18 protein-coding genes and 1 pseudogene are annotated in these 21,399 nt (G+C 71.5%); 10 read left to right on the top strand and 9 right to left on the bottom strand.

The window, feature by feature from the left end; genetic code table 11:
- The first annotated feature begins 246 nt into the window (after positions 1-246).
- Positions 247-807 carry a DinB family protein gene (locus tag ACZ44S_RS02230; protein ID WP_466923449.1) on the top strand — a complete coding sequence of 187 codons (561 nt, stop codon included), beginning with the start codon at positions 247-249 and terminating at the stop codon, positions 805-807.
- 80 nt (positions 808-887) lie between these two features.
- Here ACZ44S_RS02230 and ACZ44S_RS02225 read toward each other — a convergent pair whose 3' ends face one another.
- On the bottom strand, positions 888-2,249 hold the full coding sequence (locus ACZ44S_RS02225) for a glutamine synthetase family protein (RefSeq protein WP_466923446.1): 1,362 nt from the start codon (positions 2,247-2,249) through the stop codon (positions 888-890).
- 384 nt (positions 2,250-2,633) lie between these two features.
- Here ACZ44S_RS02225 and ACZ44S_RS02220 point away from each other — a divergent pair, with 384 nt between their 5' ends.
- From ACZ44S_RS02220 to ACZ44S_RS02210, 3 genes are read left to right on the top strand one after another with little or no spacing between them, the layout of a single operon-like run.
- Positions 2,634-3,299: a DUF3105 domain-containing protein gene (locus tag ACZ44S_RS02220; RefSeq protein WP_466923444.1), complete on the top strand. Its 666-nt coding sequence runs from the start codon at positions 2,634-2,636 to the stop codon at positions 3,297-3,299.
- Positions 3,296-3,928 carry a DUF305 domain-containing protein gene (locus ACZ44S_RS02215; protein ID WP_466923441.1) on the top strand — a complete coding sequence of 211 codons (633 nt, stop codon included), beginning with the start codon at positions 3,296-3,298 and terminating at the stop codon, positions 3,926-3,928. Before ACZ44S_RS02220 ends, ACZ44S_RS02215 begins: the two co-directional genes overlap by 4 nt.
- A gap of 51 nt (positions 3,929-3,979) precedes the next feature.
- Positions 3,980-5,758: an NAD+ synthase gene (locus ACZ44S_RS02210; RefSeq protein ID WP_466923439.1), complete on the top strand. Its 1,779-nt coding sequence runs from the start codon at positions 3,980-3,982 to the stop codon at positions 5,756-5,758.
- Between the two features lie 344 nt (positions 5,759-6,102).
- Here ACZ44S_RS02210 and ACZ44S_RS02205 read toward each other — a convergent pair.
- From ACZ44S_RS02205 to ACZ44S_RS02190, 4 genes and pseudogenes are all read right to left on the bottom strand, one after another.
- A pseudogene (locus ACZ44S_RS02205) lies at positions 6,103-7,316 on the bottom strand (MFS transporter).
- A 122-nt stretch (positions 7,317-7,438) separates the two neighbouring features.
- Positions 7,439-8,491: an endonuclease/exonuclease/phosphatase family protein gene (locus ACZ44S_RS02200; RefSeq protein ID WP_466923436.1), complete on the bottom strand. Its 1,053-nt coding sequence runs from the start codon at positions 8,489-8,491 to the stop codon at positions 7,439-7,441.
- Between the two features lie 199 nt (positions 8,492-8,690).
- On the bottom strand, positions 8,691-9,311 hold the full coding sequence (locus tag ACZ44S_RS02195; protein ID WP_466923434.1) for a TetR/AcrR family transcriptional regulator: 621 nt from the start codon (positions 9,309-9,311) through the stop codon (positions 8,691-8,693).
- A gap of 75 nt (positions 9,312-9,386) precedes the next feature.
- Positions 9,387-10,976 carry an MFS transporter gene (locus ACZ44S_RS02190; RefSeq protein ID WP_466923432.1) on the bottom strand — a complete coding sequence of 530 codons (1,590 nt, stop codon included), beginning with the start codon at positions 10,974-10,976 and terminating at the stop codon, positions 9,387-9,389.
- 235 nt (positions 10,977-11,211) lie between these two features.
- Here ACZ44S_RS02190 and panB point away from each other — a divergent pair, with 235 nt between their 5' ends.
- From panB to ACZ44S_RS02175, 3 genes are all read left to right on the top strand, one after another.
- Positions 11,212-12,090 carry a 3-methyl-2-oxobutanoate hydroxymethyltransferase gene (panB, locus tag ACZ44S_RS02185; protein ID WP_466923429.1) on the top strand — a complete coding sequence of 293 codons (879 nt, stop codon included), beginning with the start codon at positions 11,212-11,214 and terminating at the stop codon, positions 12,088-12,090.
- Positions 12,091-12,328: 238 nt separating this feature from the next.
- The gene (locus ACZ44S_RS02180) at positions 12,329-13,348 is read left to right on the top strand and encodes an ATP-binding cassette domain-containing protein (protein WP_466923427.1); all 1,020 of its coding nucleotides are present in this window, start codon (positions 12,329-12,331) and stop codon (positions 13,346-13,348) included.
- The gene (locus ACZ44S_RS02175; protein WP_190162199.1) at positions 13,345-14,163 is read left to right on the top strand and encodes an ABC transporter permease; all 819 of its coding nucleotides are present in this window, start codon (positions 13,345-13,347) and stop codon (positions 14,161-14,163) included. The genes ACZ44S_RS02180 and ACZ44S_RS02175 overlap by 4 nt, the downstream gene beginning before the upstream one ends.
- On the opposite strand, the gene ACZ44S_RS02170 is transcribed toward ACZ44S_RS02175, so the two are convergent.
- The gene (locus ACZ44S_RS02170) at positions 14,164-17,448 is read right to left on the bottom strand and encodes an AfsR/SARP family transcriptional regulator (protein WP_466923423.1); all 3,285 of its coding nucleotides are present in this window, start codon (positions 17,446-17,448) and stop codon (positions 14,164-14,166) included.
- A gap of 198 nt (positions 17,449-17,646) precedes the next feature.
- Between ACZ44S_RS02170 and ACZ44S_RS02165 the strand changes: the two genes are divergently transcribed.
- The gene (locus ACZ44S_RS02165; RefSeq protein ID WP_466923421.1) at positions 17,647-18,447 is read left to right on the top strand and encodes a site-2 protease family protein; all 801 of its coding nucleotides are present in this window, start codon (positions 17,647-17,649) and stop codon (positions 18,445-18,447) included.
- Here ACZ44S_RS02165 and ACZ44S_RS02160 read toward each other — a convergent pair.
- Together ACZ44S_RS02160 and npdG are read right to left on the bottom strand one after the other, a co-directional pair.
- Positions 18,437-18,679, bottom strand: a complete 243-nt coding sequence (locus ACZ44S_RS02160; RefSeq protein WP_466923418.1) for a hypothetical protein — start codon at positions 18,677-18,679, stop codon at positions 18,437-18,439. The two genes, ACZ44S_RS02165 and ACZ44S_RS02160, sit on opposite strands and share 11 nt — an antisense overlap.
- 4 nt (positions 18,680-18,683) lie before the next feature.
- The gene (npdG, locus tag ACZ44S_RS02155; RefSeq protein ID WP_466923417.1) at positions 18,684-19,397 is read right to left on the bottom strand and encodes an NADPH-dependent F420 reductase; all 714 of its coding nucleotides are present in this window, start codon (positions 19,395-19,397) and stop codon (positions 18,684-18,686) included.
- Between the two features lie 140 nt (positions 19,398-19,537).
- On the opposite strand from npdG, the gene ACZ44S_RS02150 reads away from it, so the two are divergent.
- Entirely contained in the window at positions 19,538-20,140 is a 603-nt protein-coding gene (locus tag ACZ44S_RS02150; protein ID WP_466923415.1) for a hypothetical protein, read from the top strand.
- 14 nt (positions 20,141-20,154) lie between these two features.
- On the opposite strand, the gene ACZ44S_RS02145 is transcribed toward ACZ44S_RS02150, so the two are convergent.
- Positions 20,155-20,385 (bottom strand): hypothetical protein, encoded by a 231-nt coding sequence (locus ACZ44S_RS02145; protein WP_190162276.1) that lies wholly within the window; start codon positions 20,383-20,385, stop codon positions 20,155-20,157.
- A gap of 67 nt (positions 20,386-20,452) precedes the next feature.
- Here ACZ44S_RS02145 and map point away from each other — a divergent pair, with 67 nt between their 5' ends.
- Positions 20,453-21,310: a type I methionyl aminopeptidase gene (map, locus tag ACZ44S_RS02140; RefSeq protein WP_466923413.1), complete on the top strand. Its 858-nt coding sequence runs from the start codon at positions 20,453-20,455 to the stop codon at positions 21,308-21,310.
- The last annotated feature ends 89 nt before the right edge of the window (positions 21,311-21,399 follow it).

The raw sequence follows: 21,399 nt of genomic DNA, 5'->3' as shown, positions 1-21,399 counted from the left end.
GGGGGCGGGGTGGGCCGGACTCATCGGTGAGAAAGCGCTTTCTGTTCGTTCGTCGCGACAGTAGGGCCACCCCCGTGGGGCTGGCAAGGTTCCGTGCAGTTACGGAAGGGGGGCTTCCGCTTGTTGTGGGCGGCGATGCGTGGATCTAGGACGTGATCCGACCTAGATCCCTCCTAGCGTGGTCCTCGGACGACGGAACAGAAACACGAGAACTCAGGCACCCAGGAACGACGGAGGACGACGACCATGAGCGTGACCGAGACGACCACCACCCCCGACGCGACCACTACCCCGACGGTCACCGGTGAGCGCGCCGACCTGCTGGAGACGCTCGCCAAGCACCGGCACTTCCTGCGCTTCACCACCCGTGACCTCACCGACGAGCAAGCCGGACTGCGGACCACCGCCGGAGAGCTCTGTCTGGGCGGGCTGATCAAGCACGTCACCTCGGTCGAGCGGAAGTGGGTGGACTTCATCCGGAACGGCCCCTCGGCGATGGGCGACTTCACCGCCATGACCGAGGAGGACTGGGCCCGGCGGGCCGACGAGTTCCGCATGCTGCCCGGTGAGACGCTGGCCGGCGTGCTGGCCGACTACGCCGAGGTCGCCCGCCGGACCGACGAACTGGTCGCCGAGCTGCCCGACCTGGACGTCTCGTGGCCCCTGCCGAAGGCCCCGTGGTTCGAGTCCGACGCACGGTGGACGGCCCGCAGGGTGCTGCTGCACATCATCGCCGAGACCGCTCAGCACGCGGGCCACGCCGACATCCTCCGCGAGTCCCTGGACGGCGCGAAGAGCATGGGCTGACGTCGGTCGCCCGGACGGGGGCCGAGGTCCACGACCATCGGCCCCCCGGCATCGGCGGTACCGGCGGTACCGGCCCGCGGCTACAGCACCGGCAGGTTCTTGCGGAGTTCGAAGGCGGTGACCTCGGAGCGGTACTCCTCCCACTCCTGCTTCTTGTTGCGCAGGAAGAAGTCGAAGACGTGCTCGCCGAGGGTTTCGGCGGCCAGGTCGCTGCGCTGCATCAGGCTCAGGGCCTCGCCCAGGTTCTGCGGCAGCGGCTCGATGCCGAGCGCCCGGCGTTCCGCGTCGGAGAGGGCCCAGACGTCGTCCTCGGCGCCCGGCGGGAGCTCGTAGCCCTCCTCGATGCCCTTCAGGCCGGCCGCCAGCAGCAGGGCGTAGGCCAGGTACGGGTTGGCCCCGGCGTCGAGGGAGCGGACCTCCACGCGCGCCGAGCCGGTCTTGCCGGGCTTGTACATCGGGACGCGGACGAGGGCGCTGCGGTTGTTGTGACCCCAGCAGATGTACGACGGGGCCTCGCCGCCGGCGCCCGCGGTGCGCTCCGAGCCGCCCCAGATGCGCTTGTAGCTGTTGACCCACTGGTTGGTGACCGCCGAGATCTCCGCCGCGTGCCGCAGCAGACCCGCGATGAAGGAGCGGCCGACCTTGGAGAGCTGGTACTCCGCGCCGGACTCGTAGAACGCGTTGCGGTCTCCCTCGAAGAGCGAGAGGTGGGTGTGCATGCCCGAGCCCGGGTACTCGGAGAAGGGCTTGGGCATGAAGGTCGCCTGGACGCCCTGCTCCAGCGCCACCTGCTTCATGACCAGGCGGAACGTCATGATGTTGTCCGCCGTGGAGAGCGCGTCCGCGTAGCGCAGGTCGATCTCCTGCTGGCCGGGGGCGCCCTCGTGGTGGGAGAACTCCACCGAGATGCCCATCGACTCCAGCATGGTGATCGCCTGGCGGCGGAAGTCCATGCCGACGTTCTGCGGGGTGTGGTCGAAGTAGCCCGAGTTGTCCGCGGGGGTCGGGCGGCTGCCGTCGAGAGGCTTGTCCTTCAGCAGGAAGAACTCGATCTCCGGGTGGGTGTAGAACGTGAAGCCCAGGTCGGAGGTGCGGGCGAGGGCGCGCTTGAGCACGTAGCGCGGGTCCGCGAAGGACGGGGAGCCGTCCGGCATCAGAATGTCGCAGAACATTCGGGCCGTGCCGGGGGCCTCGGCGCGCCAGGGGAGGATCTGGAACGTCGACGGGTCGGGCTTGGCGATCATGTCGGACTCGTACACCCGGGCGAAGCCCTCGATGGCCGAGCCGTCGAAGCCGATCCCCTCATCGAACGCCTGCTCGAGCTCGGCGGGGGCGACGGCCACGGACTTGAGGAAGCCCAGCACGTCGGTGAACCACAGGCGCACGAACCGGATGTCGCGCTCCTCCAACGTCCGGAGCACGAACTCCTGCTGCTTGTCCATCTTCCGATTCCCCATCCTTGCCGGTCAGGCCGCCTGCCGCGCCCGCCCACGAAAGGCGGGCGAGCTTACGAGCGGGCACACGCGCATCCCACCACACCAGCGTTTCATACGCGTTGCCGACCTCGATCGGACGACTGGCCGTGGCCTGAACGCCTCGCACACGACAGGTGTACCGCTCTGGGGACCATCCTGCCTGTTCGCGTCCGTGTTCGTAACGGGTGGGGCGGGGCGTGGACTCCTGACCTCGGGCGGGGTGGGGGGCTTCGGGTGGGGTGGGGGGTGGCTTCGGGTGGGGTGATTCTGCTGCCCTCTACGACGAGGCCCGGCTTCCCATTACGATCAGCTGATCCGTTCGTCCTACTCCTCCCCCCGAAGGACACTCCCATGGGCTCCGCCAAGAAGAGCAGCGCGGCACGCACGGCACGCATAGAGGAGATGCGGCGCGCCGAACAGGCCCGCGAGCGCCGCGCCCGGATCCTCACCATCGGCGCGAGCGTGGTCGTCGTCGCCGGACTCGTGGTCGGCGGTGTGGTGCTCATCCAGTCGCAGTCGGACGACGGCGGCAGCAGCGCGGCAGAGGGTTCGAAGAACCCGGGCAAGTTCGTCACGGGCAAGGACGGCGTACGGGCCTGGGAAGGCGAGCTGGCGCGCAACCACGTGACCAAGGCCGTGGACTACCCCGTCACGCCTCCCGTCGGCGGTGACCACAACCCCGTGTGGATGAACTGCAACGGGGACGTCTACACCGACGAGATCAACGACACCAACGCCGTGCACTCGCTCGAGCACGGTGCCGTGTGGGTGACGTACAACGCCGACGCCAAGAAGGCCGACGTCGACGCGCTCGCCGCGAAGGTGAAGAAGACGCCGTACACCCTGATGAGTCCGGTCGACGGCCAGAAGGACGCGATCATGCTCACCGCCTGGGGGCACCAGCGCGCGGTGACCGGTGCGGAGGACCCGAACGTGGACGCGTTCCTCGAGAAGTTCGTCCAGGGTCAGCAGACGCCCGAGCCGGGGGCCGCCTGCACGAACGGGCTGTCGAAGTGAGGAAGTTGGGACTGATCGCCGGCGCCGCGGCCACCGCGCTCGTCGCGGCCGGTGCGATCACCTTCGCGGTCGCCGGGGACGAGGGGTCGTCGGGGACGGTTCCCGCCGCGGACTCCGCGGATGCCGGGTTCGCCCGGGACATGGCCGTCCATCATCAGCAGGCCGTCGAGATGTCGTACATCGTGCGGGACCGGACGGACGACGAGGCGGTCCGCCGGCTCGCGTACGACATCGCCCAGACGCAGGCCAACCAGCGGGGCATGCTGCTCGGCTGGCTCGACCTGTGGGAGCTTCCCAAGGTGTCCTCGGATCCGCCCATGACCTGGATGGGGATGGGTGACACCGCCTCCGGCAAGGACGCGGACGGGGCGCTGATGCCGGGGATGGCGACGAACGCCGAGATGGAGCGGCTGGGGACGCTGAAGGGGAAGGCGGCCGAGGTCTTCTATCTGCAGCTCATGACGGACCATCACCAGGGTGGGGTCCACATGGCTCAGGGGTGTGTCAGCGCGTGCGAGGTGGGGGTCGAGAAGCGGCTCGCGCGGGGGATGGTGGAGGCGCAGGAGTCGGAGATCGATCTGATGGCCCGGATGCTGAAGGAGCGGGGGGCTGAGGCCGGGGGATCGTAGAGAGGGTGGGCTTCGCGACATCGCGTCGCTTTGACGATTACACTGGGGCTCGTGCCTCAACTACGTCTCGCCCTGAATCAGATCGACTCGAGCGTCGGTGACCTCGCCGGTAACGCCGAAACGATTGTCCGCTGGACCCGGCACTCCGCCGAACAGGGGGCGCACCTCGTCGCGTTCCCGGAGATGGTGCTGACCGGGTACCCCGTCGAGGATCTCGCCCTCCGGTCGTCGTTCGTGGAAGCCTCGCGGGCCGAGCTGCGCTCGCTGGCGGCACGGCTTGCCGAGGAGGGGTTCGGCGACCTTCCTGTGATCGTCGGGTATCTCGACCGCAGCGCCGCCGCCCAGCCGAAGTACGGACAGCCGGCCGGTGCGCCGCAGAACGCCGGCGCCGTGCTGTACGGGGGTGAGGTGGTGCTCAGCTTCGCCAAGCACCACCTGCCGAACTACGGCGTCTTCGACGAGTTCCGGTACTTCGTGCCCGGCGACACCATGCCGGTGGTGCGGGTCCGGGGTGTGGATGTCGCGCTCGCCATCTGCGAGGACCTCTGGCAGGACGGGGGGCGGGTCCCCGCGGCGCGGTCGGCGCGGGCCGGGCTGCTGCTGTCGATCAACGCCTCGCCGTACGAGCGGGACAAGGACGACACCCGGCTGGAGCTCGTGCGCAAGCGGGCGCAGGAGGCCGGGTGCACGACCGCGTACCTCGCGATGATGGGCGGGCAGGACGAGCTCGTCTTCGACGGGGACTCGATCGTGGTGGACCGTGACGGTGAGGTGGTGGCGCGGGCGCCGCAGTTCGCCGAGGCGTGTGTCGTGGTCGATCTCGAGCTGCCGGGTGCGGTGGCCGATGCGCCGGTGGGGGTCGTGGACGACGGGCTGCGGATCGAGCGGGTCGTGCTGTCGGAGGAGCCTGTGCCGGCGTACGACGCCGGGTCGGCGGGGGCGCCCGGGTCGGCCGGGTCGGCCGGGGGGTACGCCGAGCGGCTCGACGACGACGAGGAGGTGTACTCCGCGCTGGTCGTGGGGCTGCGGGCGTATGTCGCGAAGAACGGGTTCCGGTCGGTGCTGATCGGGTTGTCCGGGGGGATCGACTCGGCGCTGGTCGCCGCGATCGCGTGCGATGCGGTGGGCGCGGAGAACGTGTACGGCGTGTCGATGCCGTCGAAGTACTCGTCGGAGCACTCGAAGGACGACGCGGCGGAGCTGGCGCGACGGACCGGGCTGAACTACCGGACCGTGGCGATCGAGCCGATGTTCGACGCGTACATGGGGGCGCTGGGGCTGACGGGGCTGGCGGAGGAGAATCTGCAGTCGCGGCTGCGGGGGACGCTGCTGATGGCGATCTCCAACCAGGAGGGGCACATCGTGCTGGCCCCGGGGAACAAGTCGGAGCTGGCGGTGGGGTACTCGACGCTGTACGGGGACTCGGTGGGCGCGTACGGGCCGATCAAGGACGTGTACAAGACGTCGGTGTTCCGGCTGGCGGAGTGGCGCAACCGGGCGGCGGTGGAGCGGGGGCAGACGCCGCCGATTCCGGAGAACTCGATCTCCAAGCCGCCGAGTGCGGAGTTGCGGCCGGGGCAGGTGGACACGGACTCGCTGCCGGACTATCCGGTGCTGGACGCGATCCTGGCGCTGTATGTGGACCGGGACCGGGGGGCCGACGAGATCGTCGCGGCCGGGTTCGATGCGGAGCTGGTGACGAAGACGCTGCGGATGGTGGACCGGGCGGAGTACAAGCGGCGGCAGTATCCGCCGGGGACGAAGATCTCGCCGAAGGGCTTCGGGAAGGACCGCCGACTGCCGATCACCAACGGCTGGCGCGAGGGCTGAGTCCCTCCGGTGGGGGTGCGCGTCCTACGCCTGCGGCGCAGCTGCGGGTGGGGTGGGGGTGCGCGTAGCGCCCGCGGTGGGTGGGTGGTGCGGGGCCGGGGCGGGGGTGTCCGTCCTCGGACTGGCGCGATGGGGCTTGTTGGTGGGGTGCGGGGTGCGGACGCGCCAGCCACTGCGGGCGAACACCCCCACCCCGACCCCTCCCCGCCGTAGGCGGCATACACGCGGGCCACCCGTCGCCGTCATCGCCCGCACCCCACGCGGCAGCGTTGAGGCGCCGGGCTGCGCAACCCGCCCCCGGCCCACGGACGCGCACGGCGCCCAAAGGCACCGCCCCGACCAGGTCAGCGCACGGCGTCCAGCGGGCGTACGCGCCTTGCGATCACCCGCTCGCGCCGAGCCATCCGCACGGAACCCCGGTCCACCGCGTACGCGACACACGCCACGCCGATGCCGAAGGCGGACAGCAGCGCCCCCGCCACCGCCGGGGACGTCGGTCCGAAGCCGGACGACAGGGCCAGACCGCCGACCCACGCACCCCCCGCGTTCGCCAGGTTGAAGGCCGCCTGGTTCGCGGAGGACGCCAGCGACGGCGCCGCGGCGGCCTTCTCCATGACCATCAGCTGCAACGGCGACCCCGTCACGAACGCCGCCGTGCCCAGCAGTGTCACCGCCACCGCCGCACTGATCTCCGTCCGCATCAGCAGCGGGAACAGCGCGAGGATCGCCGTCAGTGACGCAAGTCCTCCGAAGAGGGTGGCCCGCAGGGAGTGGTCGGCCAGGCGTCCGCCCAGCAGGTTGCCGGCCGTCGCGCCCACGCCGAACAGGGCCAGCAGCAGCGTCACGCTCGTCTCGGCGTAGCCCGCGGTGTCGGTCAGCATCGGGGTGATGTAGCTGTACGCCGCGAAGAGGGCACCGAAGCCCGCCACCGTCGTACCGAGGGCCAGCCAGACCGGGAGTGAGCGCAGGGCCGCCAGTTCGCCGCGGAGCGCGGCCCGGGGGGCGGGCGTGTTCTCCCGCGGGATCAGGAGGGCCAGGGACGCTATCGCGGCGAGGCCGATCGCGCTCACGGCGAGGAAGGTGGCCCGCCAGCCGAAGTGCTGGCCCATGAGCGTGGCCACGGGGACACCCGCCACGTTGGCCATGGTCAGGCCGAGGAACATCAGGGAGACGGAGCGGGCGCCCTGCGGTCCGGGGCCGCCATCGTCGTGGCGACCACCGCGCCCACACCGAAGAACGCGCCGTGCGGCAGGCCGCTGAGGAAGCGGGCGGCCAGGAGCCAGGTGTGGTCGGGGGCGAACGCCGAGAGGGCGTTGCCCGCGACGAAGAGGGCCATGAGGGCGATCAGGACCGTGCGGCGGGGCATCCGTGCGGTGGCCGCGGCCAGCAGCGGGGCGCCGACGACCACGCCGAGGGCGTAGGCCGAGACCAGGTGGCCCGCGCTGGGGAGGGAGATGCCCAGGTCGTTCGCCACGTCGGGGAGCAGCCCCATCATGACGAACTCGGTGGTACCGATGCCGAAGGCACCCACGGCAAGGGCGAGCAGGGCCAAAGGCATGGACTGCGGACCTTTCGGAGAGCTTTATGTTCACGTACGGAACAAAGTCTCGCAGGTCCCGTGTTCCCGAGGCGTTGCGGTGAGGTGGCCGGGGAGTGAAAGGACGGGGCTGACCTGGGGTTTCAGTTGTCCGGTGTGGTGACCTTCACACGTGCGGCGATCGGGAGGTGGTCGCTGGCCGTGGCCGGGAGGGTCCAGGACGCTTCCGGTTCGGCACCCTTGACCAGGATCTGGTCGATCCGCGCCATCGGGAACGACGCAGGCCAGCTGAAGCCGAAGCCGCTGCCCACGGCGCCCTGGGTGGAGCGCATCTGCGAGGTGACGGCGTTCAGGGCGCGGTCGTTCATCGTGCCGTTCAGGTCGCCGAGCAGGACGACGTTCGGCAGGCGTTCCGCCGCGATGGCCTCGCCCAGGGCGTCGGCGCTCTTGTCGCGCTGGCGGGCCGTGAAGCCGGCCTCCATCTTCACCCGGACCGACGGGAGGTGGGCGACGTAGACGGCGACCCGGCCGCTGGGGGCCGCCACCGTGGCGCGCATCGCCCGCTTCCAGCCGAGGCGGATGTCCACGGCCTTCACGTCGCTCAGGGGGTACTTGCTCCACAGCCCCACGGTTCCGACCACCGCGTGGTACTTGTACGTCGGCGCCAGCGCCGACTCGTAGGCCGGGACCTTCGAGGCCTTGAGCTCTTCGAGGGCCAGCACGTCCGCGCCCGAGGAGGCCACGTCGCGGGCGGTGCGGGACGGGTCCGGGTTGTCGGCGTTGACGTTGTGGGTGGCCACCGTCAGGTCCCCGCCCTCGGCGTTCTTGTCGGTGAGCAGACCGCCGAAGAGGTTCAGCCAGACGGCCGCGGGCAGGATCGTGGCGATCAGTGCCGTCGCCGACTTGCGGAGCACCGCGAGGACGAGCAGCACCGGGATGAACAGACCCAGCCAGGGCAGGAACGTCTCGACCAGGCTGCCCAGATTGCCGATCGCGTTGGGGATCTGCGCGTGGGCCAGCATGACCAGGGAGAGCAGGGCCGCGCCCGCCGCCACGAACAGTCCCCGGCGCCAGATGCGGCGGTCGCCGCGCCAGCCCTCGCTCACGCGGTCCCACAGGCGTCGAAGCCGGGAAGCCGGCTGCTCGGGACCCGAGCCTCCGTTGTCCGTCTCCGTCATGTACGCCTGCTGCGCCATACCGTCGCCTCACAACCTGCCGTGCACACCGTCGCCCCCGTGTCCGTAAGACCCTAGGGGATGATCGGTTCCTTTCCTGCCGCCGTGGAGCGGCCGTACGGGGGCGAGGACGTACGAGGACGCTCGGGGAGTTCCGGGTGAGGGTGTGCCGGGTGGCGTCTGTGACGAAACGCGCACATTGCGGCCGGGGGCTCGGCGTCTAGGGTTTGACGGGGCGTAGGCCCTCGAGGAGGGTGTCCACGACCCGTTCGGCCAGGTCGTCCGGGAGGTCCGCGTCCGGGCGCATGACCGTGCGGACCAGGATCGGGCCCACGACGATGTCGTTGAGGAGTTCCAGGTCGATGTCGGCGCGCAGTTCGCCGTTGTCCCGGCCCCTGCGCAGCACCTCGAGGCCGAGCCTGCGGCGGGGCAGGACGACGGTGTTGTGGTAGGCCGCCCAGAGGTTGGGGCTGCTCTTCATCTGGGCGTGCACGTTGTGCAGGATCGCCGAGGTCCGGCCGGCCAGGCCGCGCAGCCGTAGGGATTCCAGCAGCACGACGAGGTCGTCGCGCATGGAGGTGCCGGGGAGTTCGGGGTCGGGGGGCTCGGCGGCCCGCATGACGTCGACGAAGAGGTCTTCCTTGCCGTTCCAGCGGCGGTAGATGGTGGCCTTGCCGACGCCCGCGGTGCGGGCGATGCGCTCGATGGAGAGTTCCGCGAGGGGCACGCCGTCCTCCAGGAGCGCCATCGCCGTCTCCATGATGGCGCGTTCGACCGCCTCGCTGCGGGGGCGGCCCCGCGGGGGTGCCTCCTGCCGGGGGCCGGTGTCGGCCGGACTCACGTCGTCGGATCCTTTCGGTGGGCTGCGGTGATTCTCCCCGGTCGGCGTCGGCAACGGCCCGCCGGCCGTGGGATTTCAGTCCGCCGCCGACACGAAATCCGGTTTCTGGTCGTCCTCTTCGGACGCGGGCATGCGGCCCGGCAGGAAGACGGCGACGACGACCGCGCCCAGTACCGCGACGCCCGCTCCCCACAGAGCCGTGACGTGCATGGCGTGCAGGAACGCGGCGTCGGCGGCGCCGGCCAGGGCCTCGCCGCGCGGGCCGAGCCGGTCCGCGACGGCCAGGGTGGCCTCGATGGACTCCCCGGCGGCGTGCCGGGCGCCGGCGGGGAGCAGCCCCAGCTTGTCCTCGATCTCGGTGCGGTAGGCGGTGGACAGCACCGAGCCGAGCACGGCGATGCCGAGGGCGCCGCCGACCTGGCGGAAGGTGTTGCTGAGCGCGGACGCCGAGCCGGCCTTCTCCCGCGGCAGGGCCTGCATGATGACGACGCTGACAGGCGTCATCACATACGCCATGCCGGTGCCCATCAGGAGGAAGATGACCTCCAGGATCCAGATCGGCGTGTTCCCGTCCAGGATCGCGAAGGCGGCCAGCGTCGCGGCGAGCAGGAGAAGGCCTGCGGTGGTGGTGGCCTTGTTGCCGAACCGGTCCACCAGGAGGCGCGCCTGGGGCGCGAAGAACATCTGGGCCGCGGCCAGCGGCAGCATCAGCAGGCCCGTCTCCAGCGGCGAGTAGCCGCGCACGCTCTGGGTGTAGAACACCGCGAAGAACGTCACGCCCATGAGCGCGAAGAACACCAGCGCGATCGCGACGATCGCGGCGGAGAACACCTTGTTCCTGAAGTAGGTGATGTCGATGGACGGGTGGTCGCTGCGCTTCTCGAACACCACGAACGCGGCCAGTACGGCGAGACCGGCGCCGATCGTCGTCAGCACGGTGCCGTCGGTGAAGTCGGCGAGCTGTCCGCCCTTGATGATGCCGTAGACCAGCAGGACCAGGCCGGTCACCGAGAGCACGACACCGACGGGGTCGACGCGGCCGGGCCGCGGATCGCGGGAGTCGGGGACCAGCCACAGCATCAGGGCGACGGCGAGGACGACGATCGGCACGTTGACGAGGAAGACCGAGCCCCACCAGAAGTGGTCCAGGAGCAGTCCGCCGGTGATCGGGCCGATGGCGATGGCCAGGCCCACTCCGCCCGCCCAGATGCCGATGGCCTTGGGCTGTTCGTCGCGTTCGAAGACGTTCATCAGGACGGCCAGGGTGGCCGGCATGACGAACGCCGCGCCCAGGCCCATCACCGCGCGGAAGCCGATCAGCTCCGCCGGGGAGCCCGAGAACGCGGCGAGTGCCGAGCCGATGCCGAACACGGCGAGACCGCCGATCAGCACCTTCTTGCGGCCGAGCCGGTCGCCCAGCAGTCCCGCGGTGAAGAGCAGGCCGGCGAAGACGAGCGTGTAGGCGTTGATGGCCCACTCCAGCTCGCTCTGCGTGGCGCCCAGGCCGGTGGGGGCGGGGGTGGAGATCGTCTTGATGGCGACGTTCAGGATCGAGTTGTCCAGGACGACGATCAGCAGGCTCAGCATCAGCACGCCGAGGATCGCCCAGCGGCGCCGGTGCACGGCTTCCGGGACCCGGCGGGCAGGGGCGGCAGGTGAAGTCATGGGGTCCAGCGTAGCGAATTTCGATACGAGACCGTCTCGTATCGATAGTGTGGTGCCCCGTTCTTGCCCGCTCCCGCCGGGACGGTGGAGGGCCACCGGGCGCACAGGGCCGGTGAGGGGGCTCATACGGGCCTCCGGGGCCGCCTCTGGCCCTCCGGCGGTCCAGGTGCCACCATGGACGTGGTCCGGGGACGCCGTCAGGGCGCCTCGAGATGACGTGTTGGGAGACGGTTCAATGACGCAGCTTTCGGCTGCCCAGACCGGGACGACGTCCGGTTCCCCCTCCGACGGCAGGACGCTGTACGGGGGCAAGGGCACGCGCCGTATCACTGTCCGTGACATCGCCGCCGCCAAGGAGCGCGGCGAGAAGTGGCCCATGCTCACCGCGTACGACGCGATGACCGCGTCCGTGTTCGACGAGGCCGGCATCCCGGTCATGCTCGTCGGCGACTCCGCGGGCAACTGCCACCTCGGGTACGACACCACCGTGCCCGTCACCCTCGACGAGATGACCATGCTGTCCGCCGCGGTCGTACGGGGCACCTCGCGCGCCCTGATCGTGGGCGACCTGCCCTTCGGCTCGTACCAGGAGGGGCCGGTGCAGGCGCTGCGCTCGGCGACCCGGCTGGTCAAGGAGGCCGGTGTCGGCGCCGTGAAGCTGGAGGGCGGCGAGCGGTCGCACCGGCAGATCGAGCTGCTGGTGGAGTCCGGGATTCCGGTGATGGCCCACATCGGGCTGACCCCGCAGTCGGTGAACGCGATGGGCTACCGGGTGCAGGGGCGCGGCGAGGAGGCGGCTCAGCAGCTGCTGCGGGACGCCAAGGCCGTCCAGGACGCGGGCGCGTTCGCGGTGGTGCTGGAGCTGGTGCCGGCGGAGCTGGCGGCCGAGGTGACGCGGGTGCTGCAGATTCCGACCGTCGGGATCGGGGCGGGGGCTCGGACCGACGCGCAGGTGCTGGTGTGGACCGACATGCTGGGGCTGACGGGTGGGCGTGTGCCCAGGTTCGTCAAGCAGTACGCGGATCTGCGTGAGGTCATGAGCGGGGCGGCGAAGGCGTTCGCGGAGGATGTGGTCGGCGGGGCGTTTCCGACGGAGGCGCACTCCGTGCACTGAGCGCTCACGCTGCCGTTGAGCCAATGCGGCACCACCTGTCGGCCCCGCTGATCTTCCCCCGTCGGCGGGGCCGACACCTTTTTGCGCCCAAGCCGACGCCGCTCTCGCGGAGGTGGTGCGGTTCGTTGTTGGCTGCTCAATGGATGGTTGCGGTGGCCCTGGGGTGTTGTCGGTGCCGTCGGCCGGCTGTCGGTGGGATGTCGGTGGTTTGTCGGTGGGGGGTGGGAGTGTCGTCGGCATGACGCGAAACGACAAGGAACCGGGGAGCGCCGTTTCGGTACGGGGGCTGGTCAAGCACTACGGGGAGACCAAGGCGCTGGACGGGGTCGACCTGGAGGTGCGTGAGGGCACCGTGATGGGGGTGCTCGGGCCGAACGGGGCCGGGAAGACCACGCTGGTGCGCATTCTGTCGACCCTGCTCGCACCGACGGCCGGGCAGGCCACCGTGGCCGGGTACGACGTGGTCCGCCAGCCTCGGCAGCTGCGCCGGGTGATCGGGCTGACCGGGCAGTACGCCTCCGTGGACGAGAAGCTTCCGGGCTGGGAGAACCTGTACCTGATCGGGCGCCTGCTCGACCTGCCCCGCAAGGAGGCACGCGCCCGTGCCGACGAGCTGCTGGAGCGGTTCTCGCTCACCGAGGCGGCCCGGCGGCCGGTGTCCACCTACTCGGGCGGCATGCGGCGCCGGCTGGACCTGGCCGCCTCGATGATCGGCCGGCCGGCCGTGCTGTACCTGGACGAGCCGACCACGGGGCTCGACCCCCGTACTCGCAACGAGGTGTGGGACGAGGTCAAGCGGCTGGTCGGGGACGGGGTGACGGTGCTGCTGACCACCCAGTACATGGAGGAGGCCGAGCAGCTCGCCTCCGAGCTGACCGTCGTGGACCGCGGCAAGGTCATCGCGAGCGGCGGCATCGAGCAGCTGAAGGCCAAGGTCGGCGGCCGTACGCTGCGGATCCGCCCGGCCGATCCGCTGCAGTTGCGTCCGCTGGCGGACACCCTCGACGCGCAGGGCATCACCGGGCTCGCCGGCACCGTGGTGGACACCGAGCGGGGCGCCGTGCTCGTTCCGGTGCTCAGTGACGAGCAGCTGACCGCCGTGGTCGGCTCGGTCACCGCACGCGGGATCACGATCAGCTCCATCAGCACCGAACTGCCCAGCCTGGACGAGGTGTTCCTGTCCCTCACCGGCCACCGGGCCAGTGCCCCGCAGGACGCCGTGCCCGCCGAGACCCACGAGGAGGCGGTCGCCGTATGAGCGCCACCACCCTGAGCACCGACCTCCGCGCGGACGCGCGTATCCCGCTGCGTGCCCATGTGCGGCACACCGGCGCTCTCGTGCGCCGCAATCTGCTGTGGATCCGGCAGGACCCGGAGTCGATGTTCGACGCCGTGCTGTTCCCGATCGTCTTCACCCTGCTGTTCGTGTACGTCTTCGGTGGCTCGATCGGGCAGTCGCTGGGCGGCGGGCAGGAGGCGTACGTGCAGTACATCGTGCCCGGACTGATGGCCATGATGGGCATGAACATGGCCCAGGGAGTGGGCACCGGGTTCAACCAGGACTTCAACACCGGGGTCATGGACCGCTTCCGGTCGCTGCCGATCGGCCGTGGCTCGGTGCTGTTCGCCAAGATCTCGGTCGAGATGATGCGGATGCTGATCGCCACCGCGATCCTGCTGGTCGTCGGTGTGCTGGTCGGCTTCGACATCACCCACTGGCCGGGGCTGTTCGCGGCCGTGGGGCTGTCCGCGGTGTTCGGCTCGGCGCTGATGTGGATCTTCCTCACCCTGGGTGTGGTGATGAAGAACGCCCAGTCGGTGCAGGCGATGGGCTTCCTGGTGCTGATGCCGCTGCAGTTCGGCTCGTCGATCTTCGCGCCGCCGCAGTCGATGCCCGGCTGGCTGCAGAACTTCACCGAGTACAACCCGCTGTCCTCGCTGGCTGACGCCGCGCGCGGGCTGATGGTGGGCGGCCCGGTCGCCGACGACCTGTGGATGACACTGGGCTGGTCGGTGGGGATCACGGCCGTGATGGCACCGATCGCGATCCACAAGTTCCGTACGAAGACCTGATCACGCCGGTTCGAGCAGGGCGGCGGCCTCCTCCGGGGAGAGGCCGCCGCCCTCGGCGTACGCGGTGTCGTACGCGGCGCCGATTACCGCCCGGACACGTGCTTCTGCGCGTGCGCGCACCTCGCGTTCCACCTGCCCGGACTGGTGTCCTGGCGGCAGCCAGGAGTCGGCGGCGCCGAGGCAGCGGGCCGCGTCCCGGGCGTGCCGCCCGCCGTCGATTCCGGCGAGGGCGATGGCGCCCGTGGTGACGTACGCGGAGCGCATGTGGGGCGCCATGGCGGCGGACAGCGGGTCGCCGGCCTGCCGGATCGCCTCGCGGGTGATCACCAGGGCCTGTTCGTCGTTGCCGTCGGCCACCTCCAGCCAGGCCTCGGCACCGAGGATGAACGCGTCGAAGACGACGTAGTGCGCGATGCGGAACTCCTCGCGCAGCGCCCGCAGATGCTCCCGGGCCTCCGCCGTGCGCCCGGTCATGCAGAGCCAGCCGGTCAGGAAGAGGCGGGCGGCCGGCAGCGCCTCGGTGTGCCGGCCTTTGACGTCGTCGATGACCTCGCGCAGCAGCCGCTCCCCGCGCTCCGCCTCGCCCGCCTCCAGCAGCGCGCTGCCCAGCCGGGCGGTGAGGATGGCGGTGTGGGCCCGGGCGCCGAGGCGCTCGGCGTGCCCGATCGCCGCCTCGTAGTCGGCGGCGGCCTCCTGGTGCGCCCCGGCGCGTTCGAGGGCCTCACCGCGTGCGGAGTGGGCCTCGGCGATGCCCCAGGTGTCGCCGAGCCGGCGGTGGATCTCCAGGGCCTCGTCGGCGTCGCGGCGGGCGTCACCGGCCCAGTCGCTGCGGTTGGCGAGGAAGTTGGCGCGCAGCTGGAGGTTGGAGGCCAGCTCCCACTCGAACCCGGGGTTCGCCCGGCAGGTGCGGATGGCCGCGTCGACCACCTGGCGCAGCCGCTCCATGTCGCCGGTCAGCATCACGGCGAACACCCAGAGCAGGCCGGGCGGACGGCAGATTTGCGGCATGCCCGGCTCGTAGGTCGCGCCGACGAGGCGCAGCTTGTGCTGTGCCTGCGGGGTCTGCCAGTCGTCGAGTTCGGTGTCCATGTGGGCCAGATGGGCCAGGTGCACCCCGCGGCGGGCCTCGGCGAGGACCTCGCCGGTCATCGGGGGCGGGCTGTCGGTGCAGCGCTGCCACAGCGGGGCGGCGGGCCGCACGGGTTCGGTGAACGGGTCGGGGGCGAGGGCCATCACCTCGGAGCACCAGTTGCGGGCCTCGATGCGCAGGTCGCGCATCTGCCAGTACCAGGTCAGCGACAGGGTGATGCAGAGCGCCTCCTGTTCGTCGCGCAGGGCGAGGGCGTGGCGCAGGGCGGTGCGCACGTTCTCGTACTCCCGCTCCAGCAGGGCGATGGCGGCGATCTGGTGCGGGCCGCGCAGCATCGGTTCGGTGGTGCGGGCGACCTCACGGAAGTACGTCAGATGCGCCCGCTCCGCCTCCGCGCGCCGGCCGGTTTCGTCGAGGCGTTCACCGGCGTACTCGGCGACGGTCTCCAGGAGCCGGTAGCGCATCCCGCCGTCGCCCGAGGGGACGGCCACCACCAGGGACTTGTCGACGAGGGAGCCGAGCGCGCCGAGTGCGACCGGTCCGCACACGGCTTCGGCGGCGGCGAGGTCGCATCCGCCCGCGAAGACCGACATGCGTCCGAGGACGTCGCGTTCGTCCTCGTCGAGCAGGTCCCAGGACCAGTCGACGACGGCCCGCAGGGTCTGCTGCCGGGGCAGGACGGTGCGGCTGCCGCCGGTGAGCAGACGGAAGCGGTCGTCGAGCCGGTCGGCGATCTGGCGTGGGGTGAGCATGCGCAGCCGGGCGGCGGCGAGTTCGATGGCCAGGGGCAGTCCGTCGAGGCGGCGGCAGATCTCCGCGCAGGCCTGCGCGGTGTCCTCGTCGGCGTCGGTGCGAAAGCCCGGGCGGGCCGCGGCCCCGCGGTCGGCGAGCAGGCGCAGGGCGACCGGCTCGGGCAGCGGTTCCACCGGGCGCAGCAACTCCCCGCGCACACCCAGGGGTTCGCGGCTGGTGGCGAGGACGGTGAGGCGGGGGCAGCGTTCCAGCAGCGCCTCGACGAGGTGGGCGGCCGCCTCGACGACGTGTTCGCAGTTGTCGAGGATCAGCAGCATGCGGCGGGGGCCGCAGTGCTCGGCGAGACGTTCCACCGGGTCGGTGTGCCGGTCGGCGACGGCCCGCATGGTTTCGGCGCCCGCGCCGTACAGGACGGTCTCGCGTGCGCCGACGGCGGTGAGGACGGCCTCGGGGACGGCGTCGGGGTCGTCGACGGGGGCGAGTTCGGCGAGCCACACGCCGTCGGGGACGGTCTGCCGTACGGTTTCGGCGGCCTCCTGGGACAGCCGGGTCTTGCCCGCGCCGCCGGGTCCGAGGAGCGTGACCAGCCGGGCGGCGGCCAGGTCCGCGTGGAGGGTCTCGATGTCGGCCTCACGGCCGACGAACGAGGTCAGCCGGGCCCGCAGGTTGCCGGGCGGCCCGTTCCTGCGGCTCTCGGGTGCGGGCCCCAGCCCGGGTGCCAGCAGCTCGGCGTGCAGCGCCCGCAGTTCGGCGCCGGGGTCGGAGCCGAGACGGTCGGCCAGCAGGTGGCGTACGTCGTCGTAGGCGGCGAGGGCCTCGGCGGTACGGCCGGTGTCGCGCAGGGCGCGCAGCCGCAGCGCCTGGAGGGGCTCGTCGAGGGGGTGGGTCTCGCACAGCGCGGTGAGGTCGGGCAGGGACTGCTCGGCCTCGCCGAGGGCGAGGGCGGCGGTGTGCCGGGCGCGCAGCACGTCCAGGTGCCGGGTTTCGACGCGGGCCGCCTCGGCGGTGCGGTCGGGCAGGCCGGCCAGGGCCGGCCCGCCGCGCCACAGGGCGAGGGCGTCGTCGAGCACGGCGGCCGCCTTGGCGGGGTCGCCGTCGGCCAGGGCGCGCAGGCCCTCGCCGGCCAGCCGCTCGAAACGGTGCAGGTCGATGTCGTCGGGCGCGGCGGTCAGCCGGTAGCCGCCGTCGGCGGAGGCGATCGCGCCGGCGCCGAGCACCCGCCGCAGCCGGCCGACCAGGGCCTGCAGCGCGCCGGTCGCGTCGGCCGGCGGGTCACCGTCCCACACCTCGTCGACCAGGAGGCCCACGGGGACCGTGCGCCCCGGCCGCAGGGCGAGCACGGTCAGCAGCGCGCGCAGCCGCGCCCCGCCGACCGGGACGGCGGTGCCGTCGGGACGGAGTGCCTGAGTGGTGCCGAGGATGCGGTAGCGCACGGGGTCCATTGTCTCCGGTGGTGGTCGCAGCGGTGCGGCGGGCGGGGGCGGAGCCGTCCCGGCGGGCGGTCACCGGTGCGGGCGGTGGCCGGACCGCCCCACCCTGCACGGAACCGGGCGCCGGCGCGAGACGTTTTCCCGGTGCGCCCGGTACGGTCGGGCGGTCCCCCGCGTGTTTCCCGCGTGCCCGACAGTCCAGGGAGTCCCATGACCACCGCCGCCACCCGCCACAGCGACCGGAGGATCAGTCCGGTCTTCCTGGGGATCCTGGCCGTCACGGCGGTCACCGGATGGGCCACCTGGACCGGGTTCGCCGCTCAGCCGGGCGTCGCGGTGTTCCTGTTCGTGACGGCCGCCTGGATCGTCTCCCTGTGTCTGCACGAGTACGCGCACGCGCGCACCGCGCTGCACAGCGGTGACATATCGGTGGGCACGAAGGGCTATCTCACGCTGAACCCGGTGAAGTACACGCACGCCCTGCTGAGCATCGTGCTCCCCGTGGTGTTCGTGATCATGGGCGGGATCGGTCTGCCGGGCGGTGCCGTGTTCATCGAGCGCGACCGGATCCGGGGGCGGTGGCGGCACAGTCTGATCTCGGCGGCCGGCCCGCTGACGAACGTGCTGTTCGCGGTGGTGTGCACGGCGCCGTTCTGGCTGGACGCGCTGGACGGCGTACCGGCCGACTTCCGGTTCGCGCTGGCCTTCCTGGCGCTGCTCCAGGTGACGGCCGCGATCCTGAACTTCCTGCCGGTGCCGGGTCTTGACGGCTACGGCGTGATCGAGCCCTGGCTGTCGTACGACGTCCGGCGCCAGGTGGAGCCGTTCGCGCCGTTCGGTCTGCTGTTCGTGTTCGCGCTGCTGTGGGTGCCCGAGGTGAACGGCGCGTTCTTCGATGTCGTCGACTCGCTGCTGGGGTCCCTGGGGATCCACGAGTTCGACACCTACTGCGGTTACGAGCTGTTCCGCTTCTGGCGCGATCCGAGCGGGGTCTGCTCGGTCAGCCCGTAACCGGCCCCTCGTTCCGCCCGGCCCGCCCGCGCCGCACGTAGTACCAGGTCATGTTGGACGACAGGCCCGCCAGCAGCACCCAGACGACGCCGATGAACACACTGCCCCGGACGAAGGAGACGACGGCCGCGGCGACGGCGAGGAGGCACACGGCGAGGGCGTAGAGGGCGAGGCGGGGCATGGGCGGGGGCTCCTGTCGGGGGACACTGCTACGCCGTCCAGTGTCCCCCATCGCCTCATACGTCCGTGACCCGGAGCCCGGCGTGTGCCTTGTAGCGCCGGTTGACGGAGATCAGGTTGGCGACCAGCGACTCCACCTGGTGGGCGCCTCGCAGCCGCCCGGCGTAGATGCCCCGCATGCCGGGGATGCGCCCGGCCAGCGCCTGCACGGTCTCGACATCGGCCCGGACCTCGCCGAGCACCATCACGTCGGTGTCGATCTCGTCGATCTCCGGGTCCTGGAGCAGGACGGCCGACAGGTGGTGGAAGGCGGCGGTGACCCGGGAGTCCGGGAGCAGCGCGGCGGCCTGCTGGGCGGCGCTGCCCTCCTCCGGCTTCAGCGCGTAGGCGCCCTGCTTGTCGAAGCCGAGCGGGTTGACGCAGTCGACGACGAGCTTGCCTGCCAGTTCCTCGCGCAGGGACTCCAGGGTCTTGCCGTGGCCGTCCCAGGGCACGGCGACGATCACGATGTCGCTGCGGCGGGCGGTCTCGGCGTTGTCGGCGCCCTCGATGCCGTGTCCGAGTTCCCCGGCGGCGGCCTGCGCGCGCTCGGCGGCCCGGGAGCCGATGATCACCTTCTGGCCGGCCTTGGCGAGCCGGTACGCGAGGCCCTTGCCCTGCGGCCCGGTGCCGCCGAGCACGCCGACGACGAGCCCGGACACGTCGGGCAGGTCCCAGGGGTCCTTGGCGGGGGCCTTCGCGGGCTGCTGTGCGCTGTCGGTAGAGGTCATGGGGCGACTCTACGTCCGTGACGGCGCCGTTTCCGGCGCGCGTGAGCGCCGTCACGGGGCCGTGGGCGGTGTCCCCGCATCGGGCGAATCCGGGGCGAACGGCGGGACAGGCGGAAGCGGTTGGGGCAGGATGCGGCCGCATGGATGCCGTACGGGTCGCGCTGCTGCGGGATGTGCTCGCCGGGACGCAGTGGCTGGGCGCCACCCGGCACTTCGCGGGGACGCTGCGCGGGTCGGTGGTCGCGCACGGCGGCGGGCTGCTGCTGGTGGGCACGCCGGACTACGAGCCGTGGCATCTGGCGGCGCACCTGGTGGACGAGGCCGCGTGGTCGGGCACGCCGGAGCTGGCCCCGACGCTGGTGCGGCATGACGCGCGCCCCTCGGACCCCGCGCATCTGGCGGTGGGCCCCGGGCGGCTGGAGGCGGCGCGCCGGGGTGAGACGCTGCTGGTGGTGGCGCCCGGGGAGCCGCCGGCCCCGCTGCTCGAGCGGATCTGTGACGCCCGGCGGGCCGGGGCGACGCTGCTGTCCCTGGGCCCCGGCGAGGGGGAGCTGCCGGCGCTGGCGCACGAGGTCCTGCCCGTGCCGGAGGGCTCCGAGCTGGACCTCGACACGGTGCAGCACCTGGTGAGCGCGGCGGCCGGGGAGAACGCCCTGCCGGCCCGCCGGGGGCCCCGCCGGTTCCGGGACCGGCTGTCGAGACTGGCCGACCTGCTGACGGCCCCGCCGCCCACGCGCTGGTAGCGGGGCCGGCCGGGTCAGTCGTCGTCGCGCCCGGCCGTCGGGGCGTCGTGCCACTTGGGGTCGTTCTCCCACTGGAGGTTGCGCTCGCGGGCCGTCTCCATGGCGTGTTCGGCCTCGGTGCGGCTGGCGTACGGGCCGAAACGGTCCTTGCCGGGGCAGTCGGGACCCTCCTCGACCTTCCGGTGCTCCAGGCAGTAGTACCACTCGCCCGGTTTTCCGACCGTCCGCTTCTTGAACAGGGGCATGACCGGCTCCTCTCGCCACTTCACCATGAGGATGGTCCCCCGTCGCCGCTGAATTAGACTCGCCGGCATGTCTGGCCAGTCGCTGCTCGTTCCGGGGGAGCTGTCCCCCACCCGTTCCGTGCCCGGGAACATCCGGCGTCCCGAGTACGTCGGCAAGCCCGCCCCGACGCCGTACACCGGACCGGAGGTGCAGACGCCCGAGACGATCGAGGCGATGCGGATCGCCGGGCGGATCGCCGCGCGGGCGATGGAGGAGGCCGCGAAGCACATCGCGCCGGGTGTGACGACGGACGAGCTGGACCGGGTGGCGCACGCGTACATGTGCGACCACGGTGCCTATCCGTCGACGCTCGGCTACCGAGGTTTCCCCAAGTCCCTGTGCGCGTCGGTCAACGAGGTGATCTGCCACGGCATCCCGGACTCGACGGTGCTGCGCGACGGGGACATCGTCAACCTGGACGTGACGGCGTACATCGGCGGGGTGCACGGCGACAACAACGCGACCTACCTGGTCGGTGAGGTGGACGAGGAGAGCCGGCTGCTGGTGGAGCGGACGCGTGAGTCGCTCAACCGCGCGATCAAGGCGGTCAAGCCTGGCCGGCAGATCAACATCATCGGCCGGGTGATCGAGTCGTACGCGAAGAGGTTCGGGTACGGGGTGGTCCGTGACTTCACGGGTCACGGCATCAACTCCTCGTTCCACTCCGGCCTGATCATCCCCCACTACGACAGTCCGCACGCGACGACGGTGATCCAGCCGGGGATGACGTTCACGATCGAGCCGATGCTGACGCTGGGGACCCACGAGTACGACATGTGGGACGACGGCTGGACGGTCGTGACGAAGGACCGCAGGCGCACGGCGCAGTTCGAGCACACGCTGGTGGTGACGGACACGGGGGCGGAGATCCTGACGCTTCCCTGACGCTTTCTGCCTTCTCCTCGGCCCGTTCTCTCCGGAGGGCGGGCCTTCGTTCGTGCGAGGACAATGGAGGGGGGTTTCCCGACAAGCCG

This window comes from Streptomyces malachitofuscus (genome assembly GCF_055571035.1).
This window is presented reverse-complemented; position numbering and strand designations above follow the sequence as displayed.

Bases quoted from the DNA above. Each gene is read 5' to 3' on its own strand.
- ACZ44S_RS02230 (WP_466923449.1), top strand. From the start codon at position 247: ATGAGCGTGACCGAGACGACCACCACCCCCGACGCGACCACTACCCCG.
- ACZ44S_RS02225 (WP_466923446.1), bottom strand. From the start codon at position 2,249: ATGGACAAGCAGCAGGAGTTCGTGCTCCGGACGTTGGAGGAGCGCGAC.
- ACZ44S_RS02220 (WP_466923444.1), top strand. From the start codon at position 2,634: ATGGGCTCCGCCAAGAAGAGCAGCGCGGCACGCACGGCACGCATAGAG.
- ACZ44S_RS02200 (WP_466923436.1), bottom strand. From the start codon at position 8,491: ATGGCGCAGCAGGCGTACATGACGGAGACGGACAACGGAGGCTCGGGT.
- ACZ44S_RS02190 (WP_466923432.1), bottom strand. From the start codon at position 10,976: ATGACTTCACCTGCCGCCCCTGCCCGCCGGGTCCCGGAAGCCGTGCAC.
- panB (WP_466923429.1), top strand. From the start codon at position 11,212: ATGACGCAGCTTTCGGCTGCCCAGACCGGGACGACGTCCGGTTCCCCC.
- ACZ44S_RS02180 (WP_466923427.1), top strand. From the start codon at position 12,329: ATGACGCGAAACGACAAGGAACCGGGGAGCGCCGTTTCGGTACGGGGG.
- ACZ44S_RS02175 (WP_190162199.1), top strand. From the start codon at position 13,345: ATGAGCGCCACCACCCTGAGCACCGACCTCCGCGCGGACGCGCGTATC.
- ACZ44S_RS02170 (WP_466923423.1), bottom strand. From the start codon at position 17,448: ATGGACCCCGTGCGCTACCGCATCCTCGGCACCACTCAGGCACTCCGT.
- ACZ44S_RS02165 (WP_466923421.1), top strand. From the start codon at position 17,647: ATGACCACCGCCGCCACCCGCCACAGCGACCGGAGGATCAGTCCGGTC.
- ACZ44S_RS02160 (WP_466923418.1), bottom strand. From the start codon at position 18,679: ATGGGGGACACTGGACGGCGTAGCAGTGTCCCCCGACAGGAGCCCCCG.
- npdG (WP_466923417.1), bottom strand. From the start codon at position 19,397: ATGACCTCTACCGACAGCGCACAGCAGCCCGCGAAGGCCCCCGCCAAG.
- ACZ44S_RS02150 (WP_466923415.1), top strand. From the start codon at position 19,538: ATGGATGCCGTACGGGTCGCGCTGCTGCGGGATGTGCTCGCCGGGACG.
- ACZ44S_RS02145 (WP_190162276.1), bottom strand. From the start codon at position 20,385: ATGCCCCTGTTCAAGAAGCGGACGGTCGGAAAACCGGGCGAGTGGTAC.
- map (WP_466923413.1), top strand. From the start codon at position 20,453: ATGTCTGGCCAGTCGCTGCTCGTTCCGGGGGAGCTGTCCCCCACCCGT.